The 24,942-nt window shown below is 41.5% G+C and carries 22 protein-coding genes; 9 read left to right on the top strand and 13 right to left on the bottom strand.

All coding sequences use genetic code 11. From position 1 onward, the window contains the following. Positions 1-35: 35 nt before the first annotated feature. From D7Z94_RS02305 to D7Z94_RS02265, 9 genes are all read right to left on the bottom strand, one after another. Entirely contained in the window at positions 36-1,691 is a 1,656-nt protein-coding gene (locus D7Z94_RS02305; protein ID WP_120709886.1) for a hypothetical protein, read from the bottom strand. A 21-nt stretch (positions 1,692-1,712) separates the two neighbouring features. Continuing rightward, on the bottom strand, positions 1,713-3,599 hold the full coding sequence (locus tag D7Z94_RS02300; RefSeq protein ID WP_120709885.1) for a sulfatase-like hydrolase/transferase: 1,887 nt from the start codon (positions 3,597-3,599) through the stop codon (positions 1,713-1,715). A gap of 114 nt (positions 3,600-3,713) precedes the next feature. Then, positions 3,714-4,256, bottom strand: coding sequence for a hypothetical protein (locus tag D7Z94_RS02295; protein WP_147415814.1), 543 nt, complete (start codon positions 4,254-4,256; stop codon positions 3,714-3,716). Between the two features lie 35 nt (positions 4,257-4,291). Further along, positions 4,292-5,413: an acyl-CoA dehydrogenase family protein gene (locus D7Z94_RS02290; protein ID WP_120709883.1), complete on the bottom strand. Its 1,122-nt coding sequence runs from the start codon at positions 5,411-5,413 to the stop codon at positions 4,292-4,294. Positions 5,414-5,533: 120 nt separating this feature from the next. Beyond that, complete coding sequence (locus D7Z94_RS02285; RefSeq protein WP_245967122.1) at positions 5,534-6,397, bottom strand: AraC family transcriptional regulator; 864 nt, start codon at positions 6,395-6,397, stop codon at positions 5,534-5,536. A gap of 125 nt (positions 6,398-6,522) precedes the next feature. Further along, positions 6,523-6,963 (bottom strand): hypothetical protein, encoded by a 441-nt coding sequence (locus D7Z94_RS02280; RefSeq protein ID WP_120709882.1) that lies wholly within the window; start codon positions 6,961-6,963, stop codon positions 6,523-6,525. Positions 6,964-7,113: 150 nt separating this feature from the next. Further along, positions 7,114-7,503: a DUF2721 domain-containing protein gene (locus D7Z94_RS02275; RefSeq protein WP_120709881.1), complete on the bottom strand. Its 390-nt coding sequence runs from the start codon at positions 7,501-7,503 to the stop codon at positions 7,114-7,116. A gap of 6 nt (positions 7,504-7,509) precedes the next feature. Next, positions 7,510-8,340, bottom strand: coding sequence for a ThuA domain-containing protein (locus D7Z94_RS02270; protein ID WP_245967121.1), 831 nt, complete (start codon positions 8,338-8,340; stop codon positions 7,510-7,512). 179 nt (positions 8,341-8,519) lie between these two features. After that, complete coding sequence (locus tag D7Z94_RS02265) at positions 8,520-11,387, bottom strand: VPS10 domain-containing protein (RefSeq protein ID WP_120709879.1); 2,868 nt, start codon at positions 11,385-11,387, stop codon at positions 8,520-8,522. Between the two features lie 196 nt (positions 11,388-11,583). On the opposite strand from D7Z94_RS02265, the gene D7Z94_RS02260 reads away from it, so the two are divergent. From D7Z94_RS02260 to D7Z94_RS02250, 3 genes are all read left to right on the top strand, one after another. Continuing rightward, positions 11,584-11,868: a hypothetical protein gene (locus D7Z94_RS02260; protein ID WP_120709878.1), complete on the top strand. Its 285-nt coding sequence runs from the start codon at positions 11,584-11,586 to the stop codon at positions 11,866-11,868. 121 nt (positions 11,869-11,989) lie between these two features. Beyond that, positions 11,990-13,282: an aminopeptidase P family protein gene (locus tag D7Z94_RS02255; protein WP_120709877.1), complete on the top strand. Its 1,293-nt coding sequence runs from the start codon at positions 11,990-11,992 to the stop codon at positions 13,280-13,282. Positions 13,283-13,354: 72 nt separating this feature from the next. Continuing rightward, a complete protein-coding gene (locus tag D7Z94_RS02250) occupies positions 13,355-14,314 on the top strand; it encodes a hypothetical protein (protein WP_120709876.1) in 960 nt (319 codons plus the stop codon). Positions 14,315-14,407: 93 nt separating this feature from the next. Here D7Z94_RS02250 and brnQ read toward each other — a convergent pair whose 3' ends face one another. Continuing rightward, positions 14,408-15,679, bottom strand: coding sequence for a branched-chain amino acid transport system II carrier protein (gene brnQ, locus D7Z94_RS02245; protein ID WP_120709875.1), 1,272 nt, complete (start codon positions 15,677-15,679; stop codon positions 14,408-14,410). A 268-nt stretch (positions 15,680-15,947) separates the two neighbouring features. Between brnQ and D7Z94_RS02240 the strand changes: the two genes are divergently transcribed. Further along, positions 15,948-16,166, top strand: a complete 219-nt coding sequence (locus tag D7Z94_RS02240) for a hypothetical protein (RefSeq protein ID WP_120710841.1) — start codon at positions 15,948-15,950, stop codon at positions 16,164-16,166. 187 nt (positions 16,167-16,353) lie between these two features. Here the strand turns inward: D7Z94_RS02240 and D7Z94_RS02235 are convergent, their stop codons facing one another. The 3 genes from D7Z94_RS02235 to thiL form a co-directional block, all read right to left on the bottom strand. Beyond that, on the bottom strand, positions 16,354-16,995 hold the full coding sequence (locus D7Z94_RS02235) for a hypothetical protein (protein WP_120709874.1): 642 nt from the start codon (positions 16,993-16,995) through the stop codon (positions 16,354-16,356). 75 nt (positions 16,996-17,070) lie between these two features. Continuing rightward, positions 17,071-18,198 (bottom strand): AraC family transcriptional regulator, encoded by a 1,128-nt coding sequence (locus tag D7Z94_RS02230; protein WP_120709873.1) that lies wholly within the window; start codon positions 18,196-18,198, stop codon positions 17,071-17,073. Between the two features lie 56 nt (positions 18,199-18,254). After that, positions 18,255-19,301 carry a thiamine-phosphate kinase gene (gene thiL, locus D7Z94_RS02225; protein WP_120709872.1) on the bottom strand — a complete coding sequence of 349 codons (1,047 nt, stop codon included), beginning with the start codon at positions 19,299-19,301 and terminating at the stop codon, positions 18,255-18,257. 66 nt (positions 19,302-19,367) lie between these two features. Between thiL and D7Z94_RS02220 the strand changes: the two genes are divergently transcribed. From D7Z94_RS02220 to D7Z94_RS02200, 5 genes are all read left to right on the top strand, one after another. Beyond that, positions 19,368-20,618, top strand: coding sequence for a choice-of-anchor B family protein (locus D7Z94_RS02220; protein WP_120709871.1), 1,251 nt, complete (start codon positions 19,368-19,370; stop codon positions 20,616-20,618). A 32-nt stretch (positions 20,619-20,650) separates the two neighbouring features. Further along, positions 20,651-22,012 carry a hypothetical protein gene (locus D7Z94_RS02215; protein ID WP_120709870.1) on the top strand — a complete coding sequence of 454 codons (1,362 nt, stop codon included), beginning with the start codon at positions 20,651-20,653 and terminating at the stop codon, positions 22,010-22,012. A 135-nt stretch (positions 22,013-22,147) separates the two neighbouring features. Further along, positions 22,148-22,477, top strand: coding sequence for a HesB/IscA family protein (locus D7Z94_RS02210; protein ID WP_120709869.1), 330 nt, complete (start codon positions 22,148-22,150; stop codon positions 22,475-22,477). Between the two features lie 65 nt (positions 22,478-22,542). After that, positions 22,543-23,988: a Fe-S cluster assembly protein SufB gene (sufB, locus tag D7Z94_RS02205; protein WP_120709868.1), complete on the top strand. Its 1,446-nt coding sequence runs from the start codon at positions 22,543-22,545 to the stop codon at positions 23,986-23,988. Between the two features lie 69 nt (positions 23,989-24,057). Beyond that, the gene (locus D7Z94_RS02200; protein WP_120709867.1) at positions 24,058-24,933 is read left to right on the top strand and encodes an N-acyl homoserine lactonase family protein; all 876 of its coding nucleotides are present in this window, start codon (positions 24,058-24,060) and stop codon (positions 24,931-24,933) included. Positions 24,934-24,942: the final 9 nt, after the last annotated feature.

Here is a 24,942-nt window from a genome sequence, read left to right as displayed (position 1 = left end):
CTCATAAACCAGGAGCCAACCAATGATTGTGCGTTTCAAATAGGACTTACCCTAATCGCATATACGGTACCTTTCTTTAGGGTAAATTCAATTCCTTCCAAGAGCTGTTTCCTTTTATAGTTTGTGGATGAACCATTGGTCAGATCTTTCACCTCGTAGGCTTTTTCTTGGTTTACCGTGAACCATTCCGGGAACTGGTTGATCCGAGGCCAATCAGCAGGCATTTGCATTATAGTATGGTGCCTGGGCGCATCAAATTTCAGTATCCCTTGCCAATCTTCATCTGCCTTAATGCTTAGGATTATCCCATCATCGCTGTCTACTGCCCCTAATTTAATATCCGATCGCCATGGCTGTATGGTGGTACCCTGGGTTTTCCATAGGCAATACATTATTGTGGTTCTAGCAAAGTTACCGTCACCATGCCAACCTTCAATAATCCCTGAACCTTTCCATTTTTGGGCATTTTTGCGATGACTGGAATCCTGTAGGGACCACATGACTTGAATTTCACTCTCGACCCATGCTTCTGTTGAGGGTAGGGGCTCCCTTGCATATAAATTTAAGGCTCCCTCAATGGCATCGGCATATCCATCGGATGACCCGTGTTCCCAATCATAATTTCGGTATTTTTGGTTGAGTATTTCAAGCGCCTTTATCGTTGCCTCCCTGTAAGCTTCAACGGAATCTATTTGAAATACTGTATAAAAGCCATTTAGGGTATACCCAAAATTGTCCGTCGTTCCTTCCCATTTTACGGTTCCGGTTTTAGGGTCAACGGCATTATAAAAAAGGCCGTCATCATTTCGCCCCACCGCTAAAATCCGGTTAAGCATTTCATGGATATGAGGTTGATATACCTCTTTTTTTTCAGGATTGGCTTTGCTTAAGGTTGCATAGAGTTCACACAATCCGGATACTATTTCACAACCATGATCTCGGAGCCTGAGAACCTCAAAATTTCGAGTGGGATGATGGTCTCCGAATACATAATAATCCCCAAGTCTTGTGGCCCACTCCAAATATTTCCCCTCTCCGGTCATCCAATACACTCGGGAAAGTACTTGCAACATTTCTCCATTCAATTCTACATTGGTAGAGGGAATGTTTCCATGGGACGTTTTAATAGGGGCATATTTCCAAATATCATCCAAAATAGCAATCATCCTATCCGACCAAGGACTTGGGCCTAACCATTCAGTTAGTGGTAAAAGGCCATCTTTTATATACTCTGAAGACCCGAACAACAAATTGTGCAGGTCATATTCTTGGGTTTCAAACCCCTTTTTGCTAAACGAATACGTGTCGGGAAGGTTCCCCAAGCGGGAGGTCAATCGGGTCTCCGTATGCAACATGTCCAGCATTCGCCCTTGGAAAAGGTTTGAATCTGTTAAAGCAGCTGTCAAGACCATAAATGGATAGTTGTCCGCAGCCGCATCCTGGGCATTCCAGATATCCAAACTTTCATCCAGATTTCTGGGAATGAGTCCGGTAGTAGTGTCTGCCTTGGCCAGCCAATCCGTAACAAACCGTTGGCAACGTTGAAGACCTTCATTTGCCAAATCGCCATTGATTTTTGCTTGCTTAAGGGCCAGACTATCCACTTTGGATACCTTTCCATGGTTTTGGGAGGGGTGCGAACAGGACACTATCAGGATGACAATTAAGCAAAGGGTAATATAGTTTCTCATGGTTGTTCCATTTGGCTCGTTTTATTCAATGGACTCACCACAGTTAATCAAAGTTTGATCCAATGCCATTCCAATAAACATGGGATAGGACCAATTTTTGTAGCGCCCCCATACATCTCCAGCTATTTTTGGAAATACTTTTTCCTTGATTAACGGAATCAATGGGGCTGCTTTTCCCCCTAGGTTTCTCACATTCACGGCAATATGAAGCAGCACAACTTCATTTTCTGGATGTTGCAGTAAACCCTCCAAAACTCCTAATGCTTCCTTGGGTCGATTTAGCTTGTTGATCAAAATTTCTGCTGCCAATCCCCGATTGGGTTGAGAAGAATCATCCAATGCATCCAATACATTTTCCTTTTGTGAGCTTATATCCCCCTCAAAAGCGTCTAAAGCGTTTAGTGCCCAAAACCGAACCGATGGATCCTGACTTTGAATGTACTTTTCTAATTGATTCAGATCCTGTATTTGGCCTACCAATTCCGCAATTTCCAATACGTGTTCCGGTCTATATTGGCTGGGATCCCTTGCCATTTCATAGACGGAACTGTTTTCTCCTAAGATCATCATTTGGCCCTCCGCCATAAATCCGGTATCCCTTGTTTCAACAATGTGGTCTTTTACCTTTTCATGAAGTTTGTTCTTAACTTCTTCGTATTGGGGGTCTTCAATTAGGTTGTGCAATTCATTTGGGTCCTTTTGTAAGTCGTAAAGTTCTTCAACGGCTTTTGGCTTAAACATTTTTAGGGATTCCTCCGAAAGTTCTCCTAAGTTCTTTACTCGGAACAGCTCGTCATATGACCTTTTCCCTGTATTGAATATCTGTGCATTTTGAATGTATGGTCTATGTGGCAAGTAATTTCGGATATATAAATATCTGCCATCAAAAATTGACCTACTGACATCAAAAACATCATCTGCCCTGTCGCGATAACCAAAAATGTATTTTTTGTTTTGTGCATTTGTACCCAAAAAACTCTTTCCTTCCATAATTGGAGGAATTTCTGCTCCAACAAGACCTAAAACGGTCGGAGCAAAATCTACGAAACCTACCATTTTATCGATATTTCCCGCATTAAGATTGGAGACCAAATGCTTGTATTTCTCCGGAGCGTGCAATACAAAAGGTACGCGCAGTCCCGTATCATATAGCCATCTTTTGTAGCGGGGCAACCCAAAACCATGGTCCGAGAATACAAAAATGATGGTATTTTCATAAAGGTCATCTTCCTTAAGTTGTTCAATTAGCTTGCCAACTTCCTGATCAAAAACGCTGATGAGATCATACTGATGCGCTATTATTTTTCGAAATTCCTGAGTGTCCGGGAAGTAGGGTGGAACTATCATATCCTTTGGGTCATGCTTCTTTTTCAAGGATTTTGTATCATCTGGATTGTATTTGTTGGCATGGCCCTCGTGGGTAATCCCGAAATTGAAGACACTAAAGAAGGGTAACTTATCCTCCCTATTTCTCCAATGCGCTTGGTTCCCCAAGTCGTCCCATTTGTCATCAGGGCTAAAATTGTAGTCCGTTTTGGAGTTATTGGAGGTAAAATACCCTTTTTCCGATACGAGCTGAGATAGGATTTTTAGATTTTGCGGCATGGGGATGGTAGACCTTAAATTTTGGGTGCCGGTGCTGGTAGCATACATTCCCGTAATCAAAGTTGCCCTTGCCGGAGCACATATGGGAGCATTGGAAAAGGCTTGGGTAAAAACATAACCTTGGCTTGCCAATGCATCTATGTTTGGTGTCGTCGCCATGCTATCCCCATAACAACCCCAAGCGGGGCTAATGTCTTCCGTGGATATCCATAAGATATTAGGTGGGTTTATCGGCTCCTTTTCGCCTTGTTTACAAGAGGGAAAAAGACCAACAACTATAAGGCTTAATAAAAGAACTCTCATAGATTAGTATGGTTTGGAACAAGATACGAATAACCTGAATATCGGATGGTTGATTGTTCTTTATTGGGGAAATAAAAAATCGCTCATGCGGGTTAAGCCATGAACGAGATGTTTTTATAAAACATTGAATTGGACAGATTTATATTTTTCCCCTTTCCTAAGGCGAATATTGTATTTGCCCTTAAGTGATTTTCCATTTCTATATTTCACGGAATAGATTGATTTTTCAAAACCCCATCCCGGATATTTTCTAGCAATTTTTTGACTTAGTTTTAATGGGACTTTTAAATTTTTATACTGTTCAGCGCTACTTATAATGTTTCCTAGAGGATCATATTTAATATATAATTTGGAATATGGGGATCTTATGATCACATCGTATTTTGATTTTTCGCTTTGATCATAAATAGCCAAAGAACTGAGATTGAAATTAGCTGCTTCCCGCTGTAGCTTATCTATTTCCAATGCCCGTTCATTTTGGGCATTTCTTTTTAGATAATCATAGTTTCTAATTTTTTTCTCTATTATTGATTTTGAAGGCGCGGTTGTTTTTGTTGTACCATTATTGGATGCAACTAGCTGATTCTCTTGCCCTTTACTTATTTGCATATTTAGTATAATACAAAGAAAAACCGATGAAAAAATTATACTTTTCATAATTTTTGATTTTTAGATTACTTGCTTTTAGCGTTCTATTCTCTTCCAAGAATTTGCTTTCCTGTGAATTCATATTGATTCCATTTGGGTAGTGGGTGAAACTGTGATGCCTGAACATCCCTAAATAATCTTTCAAGACGATGTAGTTTGTAAAAACTCTGACCTCCAACAATTTCCATGGCCAGGCTTACTACCTCCCTTGCCAAATCCGAAACATTGGTTTTATAGGCTAACATATTCGCCGTATGTAGTTCCGAAGGTCTAAAATCCAGGTTGCTGGTCAGCTCCAGCATAGCCTTCCATTGTGCTTGCCCCGAAAGCAAAGTGTTATGCAACTGACCAATACTATAGATTGAATGTTGCTGTCTGTTTTGCCGTGCACTTTTTACAGCCATTTCATGAGCATCTTGAGCTATGCCCATGTAAGCGGACATAATTAAGGGCATGGCCACGGTCAGTACAATATTCCATACAGGGTGAAATTCGTTTTGCTTTCGTGTCAAGGCAATGGCATCTTCTGGAATAAAGACCTCCTCAAAGAAAATGGTTTGCGACCCCGTGGCTCGCATGCCCATAACATCCCAGTCGTCCACAAGGGATACCCTCTTTTGTTTTAATGGAACCGAAAAGTGTAATACAGAGTTGTTCCCTTCCGGATTTTTGAAAATAGAACTCGTAACGGCAATGTCACCGACAACAGATTGACTGGCAAAGTGTTTTTTGGCCGAAAACAAATAGCCTCCATCAAGTTTTGTAAGCTCTCCATTGGATCCCAACCAATCTTTGGCCCCGGTACTTACCAGAACCAACTGGCTTTCAGCTATTTTTGCAAGTGTTCTCGCCCCTTCATTTTTGTGCTTGTATTTCCATACCGCAGCAGCCACCAAATGTTGGTGCATAGAAAATGCCAATGCAGTAGAGCCGCAATAACTTCCAATGACCCTTATAATGTTGCACATTTCAGAATATGAAACTCCTCCTCCACCCAATTCTATGGGAATTAGTGCGGAGAAATAACCTTCTGATTTTAAAAGCGCATAGTTTTCATGGACGAATGTGCCATTGGCATCATGCTCCATTGCTTTTTCAGTAAATGCTTTTCCCAGTTCATGGGCTTGTAGAATCCAATTTTTTGTTTGTGGTGTTTTTGTTTCCATGGTATTGTAATTTGTTTACCATGCAAAATTGGACCAACTTTTCCAGGTGTAGTTTTCTCAGAAGGTCAAATGATTTGTTCTGAAGTTCAGCCTAACCTGTTGAAAAAGAACAATATATTGTTATTTGTTTTTTGCAGAACGAAACTGCTGTGGAGGAAGATTATATTTTTCCTTAAACGTTTTGTTGAAGTGTGATGGGTTTTTGAAACCACTTTCATAACAGATTTCATTTATCGTAAGCGAGGAACGGGTAAGCAATGCTTTTGCACATTCCAAACGCCTGTTCTTGATCCAATTTCCCGGAGTCTCTTTGAAGTGTTCATTAAAGTCCCTTTTGAAAGTGGATAGGCTTCTACCACATAGTCTTGCGAATTCATCCAAGCTAAGATTATGTTGAAAATTTTTAAGCATTGTATATTCCAAATCTGTTTTTTCGGTTTCCAGAAGAGAGTTCAGATACTTGGCTAATGGTCTATTCCTTGGGTTTAAAATAATATTGAACAGCAATTCCCTAAATTTTATTTCCACCAAACTTTTGGGAACACCTCCGCTTTGTTTAAAGTAGTTAAATACACTATAGATCAAGGAACTAAAAGTGTCATTTACATCAATTTCGAAAATCTGGTCATATTCATTTTTCTCCGATGGAAATTGTAATGAAGGATGCTCCTTAAGAAAATTGATGATGAAGTCATCGTCGATGAAAAACAGTATCACACAAAAATCTACCTCAAAATGTTGTCTCGTTGTATAAATACCCTTTCTTACAAATATGGCGTCCCCTCCTTCTATATGGTATGTTTTATTGGGTGCAATCCAATCCTTTTTCCCACTTATTACATAGTTAATGATATGCGAATCCGTGAACAATTGGAATTTTTCAATATCGATGGGACACTTATATTCAACAAAAAGGTAATTGTCACCTACAAGTTTGTTGAAGTTTGGATTGTTCCTGAAGTATTGTTGAATATCAACTATCACATTTAAAAATACGAAATATTTGGAAGTCGAGTTTCGTAAAAGCTATGAAACCCAATTGTAACAAGGATTTTGAACCTTTAGACCGAGGATAATCTGAAAGGGTTTCAACATGCGTAGCGTATTGGTTATTGCGGCACTATGCCAATTCTTCTTTTCCGACTTTTGATTTTGTTTACACTCCATTCCACGGCACTTTCCAAGTCGGAAAACTGGTTAATGGAATTTTGAAAAAACATCCTCTCCAGAACCAAGCTCGCGAAGCTACCCTTGGTACTTCCAACAACGGAATAAAAATCGAGCTGGTGTCTATTTTTATAAAACTTTACCCAATCGGTAGGCACTACCGTATAGCTGTTTATTCGGTTGGATATGTACGCGATGGGTTGATCTTCCCCAAAGATTTCATGGGCCGCCTTAATGGCCTTTTTGGCCATTTTCCAATTGAAGAAGGCACCTTCCTTCATTTCAGAAATGACCAAACCTTCGAAGTAATAGAAAACTCCGAATTCGAATTCTCGTATTTCCCGAATATTTTTAAAGAAATCAAGGTCTCTTACACGTTTCATAGCAAAATTTACGTATGAGGTATAAAGGATAAATATAGCATTATTTTTGGGTTTTCACTGCAAGGAAAGGAAGACCGCTACTTATGAAGTTTCTGACCCAGTTCGAAGTGATGGCCAATGATCAATGTTCTTTTTAGTGAATAATGGGGACTATTTTTCCATATTGTTCAATTGAATGCTCAAAGCCTTGGTGGATAATTGTACCTCTATCAGCGAAAGGAAAAGAGAGACCATTAAGAACACCAAACTGATGCCGAAAATAACATTGGCCAAAATATCTTGCTCCACGTAAATTAGGAACATGGTTACCGCCGATAACAAAAAACTGACAATGGCACTGGCCTGCATGTTTTTTATGATACCCAAGCGTTTGCGTAGTTGTTGGATCTGTCTTTTCAATGGCGATGAGGAGGATTCCTCAAATTGTTTGTGCAATTGCCGAATTAGGGCAGCAATGGCCAAATAGCGTGCATTGTAGGCCAACATGGTCAAGGAAATGGCTGGAAAAAGCAACGCAGGAATACTTAAGGTCAATTGCATGGCAGCTTATTTTTTGAACACCCGGGAGCTGGATTTGTTTTCCGTTGGAAAACCTTCGGGAATTTCTTGTGTTACTTTCCCAGTGGCGGCCCATTCAGTACCCCGTACTATTGTAGTAATGAAACCAAGGCATTCTACGGAATAATCCGCATGCCCCATAATGTTATGGAAGATGCGTCCCTTACCATAGTCTAGTACCATTAATGCGGGTTCATGTCGCCCAGAGCCCTTCATTTCCGGAGAAGCATAGGCCGTCGCCAAGATTTCTATTTTTTCCGCAGGGCCACGAAGGCGTTCATAGAGTTCGTCCTTGGTGTGAAGCCATTTGGTTGGCATGTCCTTTGTTATTGGATGTTCCGTATTTCTAACTTGGATAACATATTCATGCTGGGGACCATGTGCCCCGGCTTTTCCAGCAGAAGTATCTCGAACAAGCTCATCCGCATCATTGAAATAAACATAGGGACCATCTTTTTCCGTTCGATCGCCCCAACCGCCAAGGCCTATCATTTTATTGTAGGCCTCCCATTTGGGGAAAGAGTTGTCCGCGGCATGAAAGACCACCAGTCCGCCTCCATTTTCCATATATTTTTCAAATGTCTTTTGGGTCGATTCCGGCCAGGGAGCCGCATTCCATCCAAAATTGGAAATAACTACATCATAATTGGAGAAATTGGGGCTGAAATTGGGATCGGGTTTGGGTTTCTCCATGGCCACAGTTTTTCCGATTCCGTCAATATGGAAATCTTCCAGATAGTCGTCACCCTCCCACGTATTGGCAGACCTAACCACATCTACCTCAAACAAACCTGCATCTTCCAAGTAGTGCTTGAGCATAAAGCTAATTTTGGGCCACTGGTTATGATTGTTTTGACCATCGACAATCAGAACATTAATTTTGCTTTTGTTTGATTCTTCTGGCTGGGAATAGAGGTTTCCGGTTAGGACTATAAATAAACCGGCGCAAACCATACTTTTGAACCTCATTGTTTTCAAGTTTTAGATTAAAATTATATTTATTTTATTTTGGAAGCATCCTTTACTTCAAATTCCAAACGTTCACTGTTCCCATTCCCCTCCAAAATCAAGGTGTACCTTCCTTTGGGCAAATAGGTCTTTCCATTTTGGGCCTCCTTCAGCTCTTTCTTGTTTTTTTTCAAGTAAGCCATTTTCCCCGATTTTGAGAAAGCCACATCATAGGACAAGATATTAAGGCCTTTATCCGCTTGGATATCAGTGCTACTAACGGCAATGTCATCCAATGTCTTGATGGTGGCAGAAAAAGTGGCCGGCTCGGAACTATAAAAAACAACATCCAGCCCTGGAGTTGTGGGTTTTGACCAGGCTCCGGAGGAATTGCCCCAATTTGGAGAATATACTATGGGTTCAATTTCAAAAACATGTAAGTCTTTTTCCAATACCTCAGGTTTCAGTTGTTGCATATGGGCAATGTCCGCCTTGTAAATACTTCTGCCATGGGTGCCGACCAAAAGGTGCTTGGCATCAGGTTGGATGACCAGATCATGCACCGCAACGTTGGGCATTCCATTTTGGAAGACCTCCCATGATTCGCCTCGGTCAAAAGAAACATAAAGTCCATTGTCCGTTCCAGTGAACAAGAGGTTCTCATTTTCGGGATCTTCAATAATCACATTCACGGGCGAAGCTGGGATGCCCTTGGAAATATCTTTCCAAGTCTTGCCATAATCATCGCTTACAAAAACATAGGGAGTGAAATCGTCCCAGCGATACCCGTTTAAACTTACATACACCCGCTCCTTTTTATGCTTGGAAGCGGTAAGACGGCTTATCCATAAACCTTTAGGGAAAGAGCTAGATACAATTTCCCAACTCCCGCCTCCGTTTTTGGAAACATGGACAAGACCGTCATCACTTCCGGTATACAATAGTCCAAAGGCGAATGGAGATTCTGAGATCGTAGTCAAGGTACCATAGGCAACGTTGCCTTTCCGACCGCCTTGGGTAAGGTCTGTCGAAATGGGTTCCCAATCATCCCCTTGGTTCATGGAGCGGTGAAGTACATTGCTTCCTATATATAGGATGTCTTGATTGTGGGAGGACAGTAGAATTGGGGTTTGCCAATTGAAACGATATGGGGGAGCCCCCAATTCATGTTTGGGCATTATCCCGATTCTTTGGTTTTTCTCCAAATCCAAACGATAATAATTTCCGAATTGATACCCTGTATATACCGTATTGGAATTTCGATTATCTATCTGCACCTGCATACCATCAGCCCCCAAGATGGATTTCCAAGGATAGTGACCAGTTTGATGCCAAAGACTGTTTTCTTCCGCATTGTGTGGCCCCTTCCAAACACCATTATCCTGCAATCCGCCATAGATATTATAGGGTTCTTCATTATCCACGTTTATGGCATAGAACTGCCCTACGGACGGGGAGTTGTTTTTTATCCAATGTTCCCCATCATCGTAGGAGATGTTTACACCTCCGTCGTTCCCGTTAATCAGATGGCCCGAACGTGTAGGATTGATCCAAAGAGCATGATGATCGGCATGTACATTTTTGCCACTGATGGAAGTAAAGGTCTTGCCCCCATCTCCTGATTTTAGTATGGGGACACCACCTAAATAGATTTTATCCTTATCATTGGGATCTACCCGGATTTGGGCGAAGTAGTACCCATAACTATAGAAAAGGTCATCAATGTAGTTTTCATTTTGTTTGGCCCAAGTTTTGCCACCGTCATCACTTCGGTAGACCTCGGCTCCGATTACCGGCGTATCGAAAAGAAGCGCATTGACATCGTCCAAATAGTTGGCCAGATCTATCGGCTTTACCGATCCGCTTCGAATAAGTTGCTTTACATTTTCCGCCCTATATTTTTCCTGAAAATTGTTGGTCTTCAGAAAGTCATTGAGTTTTTGGTTATTCAGTTTCAAAAAACGTTCAGAGGACATGGTCTTGAAATCATCTTTGTTAAGCTTGTCCGATTTCTTTGTGGACTCCTCTGTTTTTTTACGACGAAATTGGTTATCAAGCACCGCATATAGGGTGTTCTCATCAAAAACGTCCAGACCAATACGGCCCATGCCATCACCTGTAGGAAACCCACTTTCCGATGTTGAGATTTTATTCCAGGTGGTTCCTGCATCGGTGCTCTTGTAAACACCTGAGGCATTGCCGCTACCTGTAAAATCCCATGCTTTTCGATCTTTCTGCCATGCCGCTGCATACAGGGTATTGAAATTGCCCGGTGCGTGGGCCAAATCTATAATTCCTGTTTCATCGTCTATAAAAAGGGTTTTTTGCCAAGATTTCCCCCCATCCGAAGTCCTGAATACACCCCGTTCGGAATTGGCAGAATACAAATGCCCCGTAACCCCTACCACAACTTCATCGGGATTATTGGGATGTAAAAGGATTCTCCCGATATGATGTGAGTCGGCCAGGCCCATATGTTGCCAAGTCCGACCTTTATCCGTGGATTTAAGTATCCCGATACCTGCATATGAAGATCTGGATGCATTGTTTTCGCCTGTGCCGACCCAAATAGTACCCGAATTCCAATCTACCGCAACATCCCCTACATTCTGGGTCTCTGAGGAATCCAATACCGGATCAAACGAGGTGCCGTTATTTTTGGTATACCAAAGCCCACCCGAAGCGTAGCCTACGTAAAACTCCGCAGGATTTTCTGGATTTACGTCCAAGTCTACCACACGGCCGCTCATCACAGATGGCCCCACATTTTTCAGCGGAATATTCTTTACCAATGTAGTATTGGCCATCTGATTTTTTTGGCGAAGCCCTTCTACCACCTCTTGCGATGCAGTGGAAGATGGTTGCCCAAAAATCAAAAAGTGACAGAATAATAGACCTGTAGTTACAAATCCACGCATAAGATTCCGTATTTAAAAAATCATATTGGGAAAGTTAAGGAAACTTCACCAGAAATCGTATCAACTCAAGTTTAGTTGATTGCCAATCTTAAAACAGGCACTTGAATGATAAAATGATAAATAATACAACGCCTAGTTGCGTATTAACCTAATTTTTTGTTAATTTATTGACAATAACCAACCAAACCTTTTAAAAATGGAAGAATACTTACCGTTAATTATTCAGTTAATCTCAGGGGCCATCGGAGGCAACTTGGCTGGGAAGTTAATGAACAACCTGTCCTTAGGAACTGTGGTTAACTCTGTCTTGGGAATTTTGGGAGGGGGCCTTGGAGGCCAACTTTTAGGAATGTTGGGATTGGAAACCGGTGGTGGGGAAATGGATATGGCCAGCATTTTAGGCAGTATAGCCGGAGGTGGAGTAGGCGGCGGCGTTCTCATGGCCATTATAGGGGCTATCAAAAATGCGATAGGAAAATAACAACGATAACATAACCAACGTAAACTCTGACCCCAAAGGTTTTAAAACCTTTGGGGTCTCTTTATTTTGATGACTTAGATCTTCACGGAAATCGCTATTTTTGGTCAAAGCACATGTCAAAATGAAATACGACCAAATTCCCAATACACTTTTTGTAAAGAACCGTAAAAAATTCATGGCCCGAATGCTGCCCAAAAGTTTAGCGGTATTCAATTCCAATGATATATACCCCATTAGTGCGGATAGCACAATGCCCTTTCAGCAACATCGGGACATTTTCTATCTGAGCGGCGCGGATCAAGAGGAAACAATTTTGGTACTTTTCCCCGATGCTCTGGACAAAAAACATCGTGAAGTTCTCTTCGTAAGGGAAACGAATGCTCATATTGCCGTTTGGGAAGGGGCAAAATTGACCAAGGAAAAGGCCATGGAAGTTTCCGGAATCGGGACCATTTATTGGCTGTCCGATTTTGACAAGGTGTTTTTTGACCTCATGACCGAGGCCAACACTATTTATTTAAATACCAATGAACATTATCGGCAAGCCGTAGAGACCCAGACCCGAGAAGATCGATTTATTCAAGAATGCAAACGGAAGTTCCCGGCACATAGCGTCGCCAAAAGTAATCCTATTTTACAGCAGATTCGTGGGGTTAAGGAATCCGAGGAAATAGGCCTTATGCAAAAGGCGTGCAATATTACCGAAAAAGGCTTTCGACGCGTGTTGGATTTTGTACAACCCGGCGTTTGGGAATATGAGATTGAGGCCGAATTGCTCCACGAATTTGTACGTCATCGTTCCAAAGGATTCGCCTACACGCCTATAATCGCTTCGGGCAATAATGCCAATGTACTTCATTATATAGAGAACAATCAGCAGTGTAAGGATGGGGAACTAATTTTAATGGATGTCGCTGCGGAATACGCCAACTACTCCAGTGATCTTACACGCACCATTCCCGTAAATGGTAGATTCAACGAACGCCAAAAGTCGGTATATGAAGCCGTTTTACGTGTTAAAAAAGAAGCGACACAAATGCTGGTTCCCGGAACAATTTGGGCTGAGTACCACAAGGAAGTAGGGAAGGTGATGACTTCCGAACTCTTAGACCTAAACCTTTTGGATAAGGCCGATGTACAGAACGAGGATAAAGATTGGCCAGCTTATAAAAAGTACTTTATGCACGGCACCAGTCACCATATTGGCTTGGACACCCATGACTATGGGGAGCTAAAGACGGCTATGAAGGCCAATATGGTATTTACAGTTGAGCCGGGCATCTATATTCCCGAGGAAAAAATGGGGGTACGATTGGAAGACGATGTGGTCATTCAGGAGAATGGGAAACCGTTTAATCTAATGCATAAAATCCCGATTGAATTGGAGGAAATCGAATCCCTTATGGCGAAATAGTTGTGTTGGCTCACTTACACAAAGGAGTAGTATTTATATTGGGATCAATGGACATTTATTGAATGGAAAACGATGAAAAAAAGAATTAAGATAGCCGTAGGTATATTTGGGCTTTTAGTGGCAAGTTGCACGAATTATAAAACGGCCAACGGGTTGACCAAGTATGAAAATATTGATTCCTTGACCGTTTTTGCCCCTGAATTGGCCGTGGCGCGAAATACCTATAAGGGCTCTTTTTCAGACGATTATAATTCCTTCTTCTTTTTTCGAAAGAAAACAAAGGATCAGGAAAAATATATACCCTATCGATCCACCTTTCAAAAAGGCAAGTGGAACGCACCGCAGGTGGCCGAATATTATGATGAGGAGTATTCGTTTACATACCAACTAAATGTTCCGAAAAAGGACAAGCTTATTTTTTTGTCCAACATGAGGACTAAAAATGATACAACAGATAAGCCGAATTACAATTTCTGGTCGATTGAGCAATCTGACGGGAGTTATGGATTGCCCAAAGAATTGGGGCCAAAAAGCCTAATATATAACTACAATTCCCAACCTTCAATGGCTAAAAGTGGTTCGATTTTCTTTACATCGGATACACCCGATTGGGCACATACCTATTCCTATAAGATGGAATTGCTTGATAATGACACGTATGACGAGCCGAAACCATTTGAACCCATAAACCGATGGAGGTCCCAGCAGGGCTTAACAATCTACGAATTCGCCATGGCCCCGAACCAGGATTATCTCATAGTTTGTATTAAGGAGGAATCCAAAAAAGGAACCTTGAATACGGATTTATATATTTCTTATTTTAAAAATAATGATTGGACCCGGCCGAAAAAGTTGAACAATGGAATAAATACTGCAGAAACGGAAAACTTTCCGGTTATTACCGCAGATGGGAAATATTTGATTTTCACGAGGGCATTTTCCCGTTTTTATATAATCCCAATTGACATGTTGACCGGGGCAGCTACATCAATTGAGGAAAGTGCTTCTTCAAAAGAAAAGCTTCAACTTTAGCAATAGGGATTGGGTAAAGTTACCTTGTTCGTTCAGTTAGGGAAGACTTAACCTATAAAAAAATAGATTTCGAGTAAACAAACGCAATTCAGATTATTGATCTTTTGTTGTAAAATTATTTAATACAAAAATTGCAGTGGCGGGTAATACCCATCCCATACTAAATTGACTTAAAGGAATCCATTCAGAAATACCGGCAATCGATTCCCCAAGACCAATACTGGCCAAGAAATCGGGAATACTAAAAAGTATCGTGGTAAATACCACCCATTTAAAGACTTTTGGCGATGCAAACTTCAGGGGAATTACATTAAGTAGAATTAAAACTACGGTAATCGGGTAAACGAACATGAGGGCCGGCAAGGCCACGGCAATGATATACCCTACATTGAATTGTCCCATGGCCACTCCAAGAACGCACCCGATCAATGCTGTTAGGGTATAGGCCTTTTGCGAATTTTTGAAACGATACTTTACAAAATCTGAAGTTCCCGTAATGATGCCCACGGCTGTAGTAAAACAGGCCAATCCCACTAAAACACTAAGAAGCAGATTAGCTGTACTACCCAAGGTATACTTGCCGATACCACTCAGTAATGCGGTTCGGGTAATAGTGTCATCGAATTCGGAATGCATCAGGGCCCCGGTAAGGATAAGCCCTGCATATATAAGGAACAGTCCTGATCCCGCCAACCATCCGGCATTGGCAATTAGGGCTTTCTTTTCATTGTAATTGGCATCGGCCATCTTAAGGTTTATGGAGACGATGATCACTCCACCAACGACAACGGCCCCAATAGCGTCGAACGTTTGGTAACCCTCCAAGACGCCATCGGTAAAAGGACTATTAAAATTGATATTTCCAAAATTGAATTCGAACGAAAAGAAGGTCGTAGAGATAATTGCCAAAAGGATGAGAATAATTGCCGGGGTTAACCACTTTCCAATCACATTTAGGATTTTGGATCGGTTCATAACAAAAATGAAGACCAGTATAAAATAGATAGAGCTGGTCAAAATGGAGGGAGTTCGGAACACAGGTGCAATGGCCATTTCATGGGTAACAGCAGCCGTTCTAGGAGAAGGTAAACTAATGGCGATGGCATAAATCAAAAAAGAATAGACCCAACTAAAAGTAGGGGACACCTTTTTTCCTAAATCAAAAAGTGTTCCTTGCAAACGGGCATGGGCCAAGATACCCAAAATAGGAATTAAAACCGCAGAGAGACAAAATCCCAGGGCTACCAACCACCAAAGTTCTCCGGAACGAAAGCCTAGCAATGGAGGCAAGATAAGATTACCGGCACCAAAGAAAAGTGAGAATAAGGCAAATGCCGTTACAAAGGTTTCCTTGGTTACGTTCACTTTATCGATTTTTTTAAAGCCCGAAAGGTAGTCTAAAATTAAGCTTTATGCCAAGCATAGCTACTTCAGCTCATGTTCCGGATTATTCGAAAAGGTGCACTTTGTCGAATTTTTAAAAAGAAATGCCAGCTATACCCAATAAAAAACAGCGCTAAGACGTTGTATGCTATATATTGCTCAACGGACATTGTAAGCAGTTAACCCAAATCCAGAATTTCGTATTCATTTGACCCCAAATCATCGAATGCGACTTGATAAACCTACAAGTATGAAAAAGTTTTTTTGCAATCTTTTTGGCCATCATTATTCCGTGTCCAAGAAGGTTACCCATCACATTAAGGAATATAAATGTATACATTGTGGTAAAGAAGTTACCACGGACGTCAGTGGAAATCTTTCCACTTTGACTCCAGAATTACAGGACATTAACAAGACCTTGGAAGGTCTTTATCAAAAAAGACATAGAGCTGCACAGCAAGTAGCTTAACTATGCTTTGGCAATTAGGTTCCGCGCCCTAGGGGCAGGCGGAATTATAAGTTATTCCTGGAAATTGAGTAAGCACCCTTATTCTCCACTGTCGTTTGCCCCACAACAGTTTAGTAGGGATTGCCCTTGATTTTCGGGAATTTTTTTTGAAGATAAATTGACCCGTTCGTAAGACGGGTCTTTTTTATTAAGACCGTTTTCGACGGAAATATAGGATAGACCCGATTGCGAGTACAGATCCAAAAATGGAAGGCAAAAACTGACTATAGGGATGATATTGCGGAAAAACGGTGCCTACAAAGGCGGCCAGTAATGCGGTAAACGCGGCTATCATTTTATAGATATGTTCGTAAAGCCAAATGTTTTTATAGCGTTCCGCATTAATTAGATAGCGAAGAAAATCATAGGCAATTATGATAAACAATGCGCCTACCGTGCTGTAAATAATTACGGGGGACCAAATCATTCCGATAGAATCAAAGTAGTACAAAAAGTAAAGTCCTGAACTTAATGTCAACAAGGCGACCAGGATATCCAATGTTTTTGGTTTATTCGATTTTGATTTGACAACGCGATACCCGGAAAATGCCTGATACCCGCTCAACATGGTCAGTGCTAATAAAAACCCGTTGGCCCCAAATGCGAAAACACCCACTAAAGCCGTTAAAATCACTAGGGCAATCAAGAAAAGAAAAATGAGCCCACTTTTCTGATGTACTCTCCCTCCTTTTTGGGACAGTAATGCTACAAGTCCTAATAACAGGGCGGCAGTTCCGCTGGTAACATGAATAACAATATTAAGCTGATGTAAAAAAGTGTAATCGCCCATAACCTTGAAGTTTTCACAAATGTGGAAATGGTTTGTGGATTGCACGACCCAACCCAAGGGCTGAAACCTATTTCGCTATTTTTTCCTGAATTCCGAAGGTGCCTTTCCCGTATATTTTTTAAAATAGCGATTGAAGGAAGATTTTGATTTAAAACCGCAATCAAATGCAATTCCCAAAATGGATAGATGCCGGTAATCTGCTGATAACAATCTCTTCTTTGCCTCTTCCACGCGATGTTGATTGATGAAATCGTAAAAGTTTTTCTGAAAATACTGATTGACAATCTGTGAAAGATAGGAGGGTGAAATCTGACTTTGTTCCGCAAGGAGGGTCAAGTTGAGGTCTTCGTTCAAAAAGGGCTTTTCTTGCTCCATATATGTACTCAATTGATTTGCCAAGGTTTCGATTTTTGACGGTGTGAGTCCCGATTTAGAGTAGGAAGCCTTTTCTGCGGCACTAACTTTTGAATCCATTGTGCGTCCAACATCGATATTGGAAAAAACCGCAGTCTGTCGAAATCCATAAAGCACGAAAGCGATAAGCATAAGGCATAGCGTTATCCCCACCAGGGCAAAGGCATTTTCAATAGGCAAAAGTTGAAAATGAATGGCTCCAAAAATCAGGAAGGAAGCCACCAAAAAAAGTAAAAAATAGGAGTAAACAATATAGTTTACCCACCTAAGGTTGACCTTTTCATGGAACGAGAAGAATTCCACGATATTCTGGCTATGCTTCCTTAGCAGCACCAAATCCCAAATACAATAGAAAAGTGCGGATAGGGCCAAGGGCACGGCATAATATTGCATCCAAACCGGGGGATTTTTTGGAAGTCGAAAAAGTCCATTAGAGGCAATAAGGACTACTCCATCACGCTCTTGTATCAAAAATAGCAACAGAATATATATGGGATAAACACTAAGATGCGCCAAAACAGTTTTCCATGTTACAAAGCGCCCGGTCAACGCCAGAATATAAAGAAAGAGAAGAGGTGCGCCTAACAAAGGCAATCCAAAGGTGGCAATGGCCCAAACACTCCGGAGTTCAAAACGGTATATGGTAACACCATAGAAGGCAATTTGGCCCAGTGTAACCACTATCCAACAAAGAAAAAAATAATCCTCTTGTTTTTTGCCCGTTTTAAATAGCAGAAGCAAAAACATTAGGGAGCCAATACCCAACCCTGCATTGAGGATAATTTCCATAAAAATGTATTATTCCAAACTACAAACTAACACATTTTAAGATAGGGTGCTGACTGTTATCCAGAAAAAGAATTCCATCCTTGTGCAGTTAACGGAATTTGGCTTTCGCCTCGTGTAATTAAGTTGGCACCAAACGATTCATCTGTCATATGCCCAATGACGGTTAAATTTGGATTACCTTTAATTTTGTCAAAGTCCTTTTGGTCTATTGTAAACAACAGCTCATAGTCCTCGCCACCACTAAGCGCTACCAAAGTACTGTCCATTTTAAACTCCTCGCAGGCTGAAATAACGGTAGGGTCCAAAGGAATCTTATCCTCGAATAGCTTACAGCCCACTTGGCTCTGTTTACAGAGATGTAATATCTCAGAGGATAGGCCGTCGCTAATGTCTATCATCGAAGTTGGTTTTACCTGTAGGTCCTTCAAAAGCACTACCATATCCTTTCGTGCTTCAGGTTTCAATTGCCGTTCCACGATATAGGAATAGGGCTCCAAGTCGGGTTGGCTATTCGGGTTTACCTTAAAAACTTCTTTCTCCCGTTCAAGCACTTGTAGCCCCATATACGCTCCGCCCAAATCCCCGGTAACGACCAATAGGTCGTTCGGTTTTGCCCCGTTGCGGTAAGCAATATTTTCCTCCCTCACTTCTCCCATCGCGGTTACACTAATGAGCATGCCTTTAGTAGAAGAAGTGGTATCCCCTCCGGCCAAATCCACCTTATAAAAATTACAAGCCAATGCAATCCCTTCGTAAAGTTCTTCGAGCGCTTCCAAAGGAAATCTATTGGAAACCGCAATGGACACCAAGATTTGGGAGGCCTTGGCATTCATGGCATAGATATCGGACAGGTTCACCACTACTGATTTGTACCCCAGATGTTTTAAGGGCATGTAGCTGAGGTCAAAATGAACCCCTTCGACCAACAAATCGTTGGTAACTACGGTTCTTTTATCCTTAAAATTAAGCACGGCGGCATCATCGCCAATACCTTTTATGGTCGATTTTAGATTTATAGGGAAGTCCTTGGTCAAATGGTTTATTAATCCAAATTCCCCCAATTGCTCCAAGGAGGTGCGTTCCTGATTCTTATTTTCCAGCATGCTGCAAAAATAAGGAGGATATAATATAAATAGTATCTTTACTAGAAAAGAACTTATAATTAGGCTATGAAAAGGTTCTTCGCTTTCCTGTTTGGCATTTTTCTATTTTTTGGTTGCTCCAACGATGACAATGGCAGTGGAGATGACGGCAATATGGATAATCAAGCACCACAGGGCAACATAGATGATACGGTCGGATTTACCCCTTGTGAGAATGGAACGGCGGGACCGTTTGCATGTGATGGATATGATCTGCTTGGGAGAATTTCGCTATCGGATTTTGGAGCGAATTCAGGAAATGATATCTGGGGATGGACCGATAGTTCCACAGGAAAGGAATATGCCTTAATGGGGTTGGACAACGGAACAGCCTTTGTAGATATATCGGATGCCGAAAATTTGATATATTTAGGAAAATTGCCTACTACAACGGTAGCCAGCATTTGGCGTGATGTAAAGGTTTTTAATGACCATGCATTTATTGTTTCCGAAGCCAATGGACATGGCATGCAAGTCTTTGATCTCACCAGATTACGTAATGTAGCCAATCCACCACAGACTTTTGACGAGGACGCGATATACACCGGGTTTGGCAATGCGCATAATGTTGTGATCAATGAGGATACCGGATTTGCCTATCCAGTAGGCACTGCCCGGGACGATGCTTTTAACGGCGGGGCTCATTTTGTAGATGTCCAAGATTCTAAAAGTCCAGTTCCGGCAGGGGGTTATGGCGCCAATGGATATTCACATGATGCACAGGTGGTTACGTATAATGGACCGGATCCGGATTATAGCGGTAGGGAAATCTACATTGGTGCTAACGAAAATAGAATAATAGTAGCCGATGTTACGGATAAGGCAAATCCTTCGGAAATAGCTACAATTCAGTACAGTAATATTGGCTACACCCATCAGGGATGGTTTACGGAAGATCATACTTATTTTATTCTTGGGGACGAAACAGATGAAATCAACTTCGGGTTCCAATCACGGACCCTGATTTTTGACTTTACGGATTTAGATGAACCCGTATTACATCATACATATTTAGGACCTACCAGTGCAACAGATCATAATGGCTATGTAAAGGGGGATCAATTTTTCCTGGCTAATTACACGGCCGGAATCCGTGTTCTTGATATTTCGGACATTGCGAATAAGAATGTTTTTGAAGAAGGTTTTTTTGACACCTATCCTGAAAACGACACGCCTGGTTTTGATGGTGTTTGGAGCGTTTACCCCTATTTTGAAAGTGGGAAAATAGTTGTTAGTGATACGAATTCGGGACTTTTTGTAATTAGAAAATCGGATTAGGGATAATCCCTATGTCTTAAAAGTAGTTCGCAATGAAGAGGGTATTCTTTTTATTTTTTTTAATAGGGTTAAGTGGCTGTTCTACAGACTCCGAAAATGACAATTTAGAAAACCAGCCCTTAGAAAGAGAAGAGGAAAATATTTTTGAGGGCGAAATTGATTGGGTTAAGAGTTTTGGCGGATCGGGAGAGGATACCCCAAGAACCCTTATCGCAACTTCTGATGGAGGCTATGCCATATTGGGATACAGCAATAGCACCGATGGGGACCTTGCGGACAGGACTTTGGAGGTAAATGATTATTGGTTATTGAAATTAGATGTGGACGGCAACTTGCAATGGAGCAAAACCTATGGCGGTAGCATGGATGATAGGGGGCAGTCTGTGGTGCAGACCATGGATGGCGGCTATGCCATTACGGGCTATGCGATGAGCAGCGATGGAGATGGCAGTAACAATGAAGGTTTCCACGACAATTGGATCGTTAAGTTGGATGCTTCGGGAAATATTGAATGGGAACGGAGTTACGGATTTTCCGGACATGATCATTCTTATGATGTGTTACAGACTGATGATGGAGGGTATTTTTTTATTGGATTTTTGGACATTACGGCTGCCAGGGCGGATGGATATGAAGAAAAGGGGTATTCCCTTACGCGTCATGGCGTTGGTGAATTTTGGGGTACCAAGATTGATGCACAGGGTAACATAGAGTGGCGAAGATATTTTGGGGGGACCAATAATGACAGGGCCCATGCTGTGGTACAGGCGGATGATGGTGGCTTTGTTATGGCCGGGTTTTCGGAAAGCGATGATTTTGATATCTCAAATACCAAGGGGAGCTATGATTTTTGGGTGCTAAAAACCAATCCCCAGGGCGATTTGGTTTGGGAGCACTCTTTTGGAGGGACAGGAATTGAAATTTCGCAGGACATCGTAAAAACGGATGATGGGAATTACGTGGTTACTGGACATACCTTTAGTAACGATACCGATGTTTCCAAAAACAATGGAGAATCAGATGTTTGGATGATTAAAATTGATGATTCCGGAAATCTGTTATGGGAAACAACTTTGGGAGGGTCTCAATTTGATGCCGCCGAAAATGTAAGTTTAGCCCAGGACGGCGGATTCATAATCTCGGGGAATTCCAAAAGTTCAGATGACGACCTCACCGAAAACAAAGGTGAGAATGATATCTGGGTCGTTAAGACCGATGCCGATGGCACCTTAATCTGGCAAGATAGCTATGGAGGCACCGGATTGGACTTTGGATTTGATGCCCTACAAAGTAACGATGGAGGTATTATCTTGGTCGGCGAGATGGATGACCCTGGCTTCTTGGAACTTCAAGGGAAGGGAAAGACAGACTTGGTCCTAATTAAAATCAAGTAATTTTCTTTTCCCGAGACTGCACTGCACCATAAGTTACCCTTATACTTTAATACGTTATAATAATGTTAGGAAATGTGGTAAAAACCCCACGATACCTTATATTTGTAAACTATTTAGAATAAATCCAATTAAGATATGATTCAGGTATCGGAAACGGCTAAGCAGAAAGTTGTCACATTAATGACAGAGGAAGGTTTTGATGCTTCCAAGGACTATGTTCGCGTAGGTGTAAAAAGCGGAGGATGCAGCGGGTTGTCCTATGAATTGAATTTTGATAATAAGGTGGATGAAGCCGATAAGGTTTTTGAGGATAATGATGTTCGCATCATTGTGGACAAAAAGAGTTTTCTGTACCTCGTAGGCACAACCTTGGAATACTCAGGTGGATTAAACGGCAAAGGCTTTGTATTTAACAATCCCAATGCGCAAAGGACCTGTGGATGCGGTGAGAGTTTTTCGCTATAATTTGAAGATTTGAAGATAGGCCAATTTTCAAATGGCTACATTTTCAAATTAATTAATTGAAAAGAATGGCATATACTGAAGAGGAATTAAAAAAAGAACTGGAAACCAAGGAATACGAGTATGGTTTCTATACGGATATTGAATCGGATACTTTTCCCAAAGGTCTCAGCGAGGAAATTGTCATAGCCATTTCCAAGAAAAAGGAGGAACCTGATTGGATGACGCAGTGGCGCTTGGAGTCTTACCGGTACTGGAAGGAGATGGTTGAACCGGAATGGGCCAATATTCACTATAAGAAACCTGAATTTCAGGATATTTCCTATTATTCGGCCCCGAATAAAAAGCCCAAATACAATAGCCTGGACGAGGTAGATCCCGAATTGTTGGAGACCTTTAAAAAATTGGGAATTTCCCTTGATGAACAGAAAAAACTGGCAGGAGTTGCGGTAGATATTGTTATGGACTCCGTTTCCGTAGCCACTACCTTTAAAAAGACCTTGGCTGAAAAAGGAATTATTTTTTGTTCCATTTCGGAAGCCATACAGGAGCATCCGGAACTGGTGAAAAAATATATAGGTTCCGTCGTCCCCCAAAAAGACAATTTTTATGCCGCTTTGAATTCGGCGGTATTCTCGGACGGGAGTTTCTGCTACATACCTAAAGGGGTAAGATGCCCAATGGAACTCTCCACGTACTTTCGGATAAATCAAGCCGGTACAGGCCAATTTGAACGGACTTTGGTCATAGCGGATGAAGGTAGTTATGTTAGTTATCTAGAAGGTTGTACCGCCCCATCCCGTGATGAAAACCAATTACATGCAGCGGTAGTCGAACTTATTGCCTTGGACAACGCTGAAATAAAGTACTCAACGGTACAGAACTGGTTCCCTGGGGATAAGGAAGGCAAAGGGGGTGTTTACAATTTTGTGACCAAGAGAGGATTATGCGAGGATAACGCAAAGATTTCTTGGACCCAAGTAGAAACAGGTTCGGCCATAACTTGGAAATATCCATCCTGTATTTTAAAGGGGAACAATTCCATTGGGGAATTTTATTCTATTGCCGTAACCAACAACTTTCAACAAGCGGATACCGGGACTAAAATGGTGCATTTAGGCAAGAATACCCGAAGTACCATTATATCAAAAGGTATTTCTGCAGGAAAATCACAGAACAGTTACAGGGGATTGGTACAGGTAAATAGTAGAGCTGAAAATGCGCGGAATTTTTCGCAATGCGATTCCCTTTTGATGGGCAATGAATGTGGAGCCCACACATTTCCCTATATAGAAGCGAAGAATAAATCGGCCCAAATAGAGCATGAGGCCACCACAAGTAAAATTGGTGAAGATCAGATTTTTTATTGCAACCAACGGGGAATAGACACCGAGAAGGCCATCGCCCTTATTGTAAATGGTTTCAGTAAAGAGGTATTGAACAAATTACCAATGGAATTCGCCGTTGAAGCCCAAAAATTGTTGGAAATAAGTTTAGAAGGCTCTGTGGGATAATATATTTTGATTGCCCTCTTTTTAATAGGGACTTTAGGGGTTTTGACTTCCTCTAAGAATAGAACAAGAATGAAAAAGCTTTTAGTAATTGTGTTTGGGCTGACCTTGATTGCCTGTAAAGAGCAAAAAAAGGAAATTGCCCATACCAACTCGTCCGACATTGACACCGCCAAGTCGGAAATAAAGCTCTATGTTTTTGATGGAGGTACCGTACAGGTAAATAAATTGGGACTTTTTTCACAAGATGGCACCTATGAAGGACAAAGTACGGAGTTCGCGGATGCCTTTTATGTTATCAGCCATCCGGAAGGTAATTTAATGTGGGATGCAGGCTTGCCTGAGAATCTAGTCGGGCTTCAGGAACCCTATACTTCTCCGGACGGGGCATTTACGGTGTCCAGAAAGGATTCGGTAATCAATCAACTGAAAGGCATTGGGTTAACTCCGGCAGATTTTAAATATATAGCGTTGTCCCACACCCATTTTGACCATAGTGGGCATGCCAATGTTTTTGATGAGGCGACCTGGTTGGTTCAAGAAGCGGAATATGATTTTATTACCAGTAAGGAAACCCGGAAAAACAATGCGGATAGCTATAATGCCATCAAAGGATTGACACGTATTAAAAAACTGAAAGGTGATTTTGACGTGTTTGGGGACGGCAGTGTAATCATAAAGTTTATGCCGGGCCATACTCCGGGCCATCAGGTATTGTTTGTTGATTTAAAGGAACACGGCCCCCTACTTTTAACAGGAGACCTGTACCATTTTTCCGATAATAGAAAGTTTAAACGAGTCCCTATTTTCAATCACGATATATCCAAGACCAGGGCCAGTATGGACGCCTTTGAGGCGTTTGCCAAGGAAAAAAAGGCCAAGGTGTATTTACAACATTCCAAAAAAGACTTTAATGAGATGCCTAAGGCACCAGAATATTTGAAATAAATTGAAATA

Origin of the sequence: Ulvibacterium marinum (assembly GCF_003626755.1) — a bacterium.
GTDB lineage: Bacteria > Bacteroidota > Bacteroidia > Flavobacteriales > Flavobacteriaceae > Ulvibacterium > Ulvibacterium marinum.
This window is presented reverse-complemented; position numbering and strand designations above follow the sequence as displayed.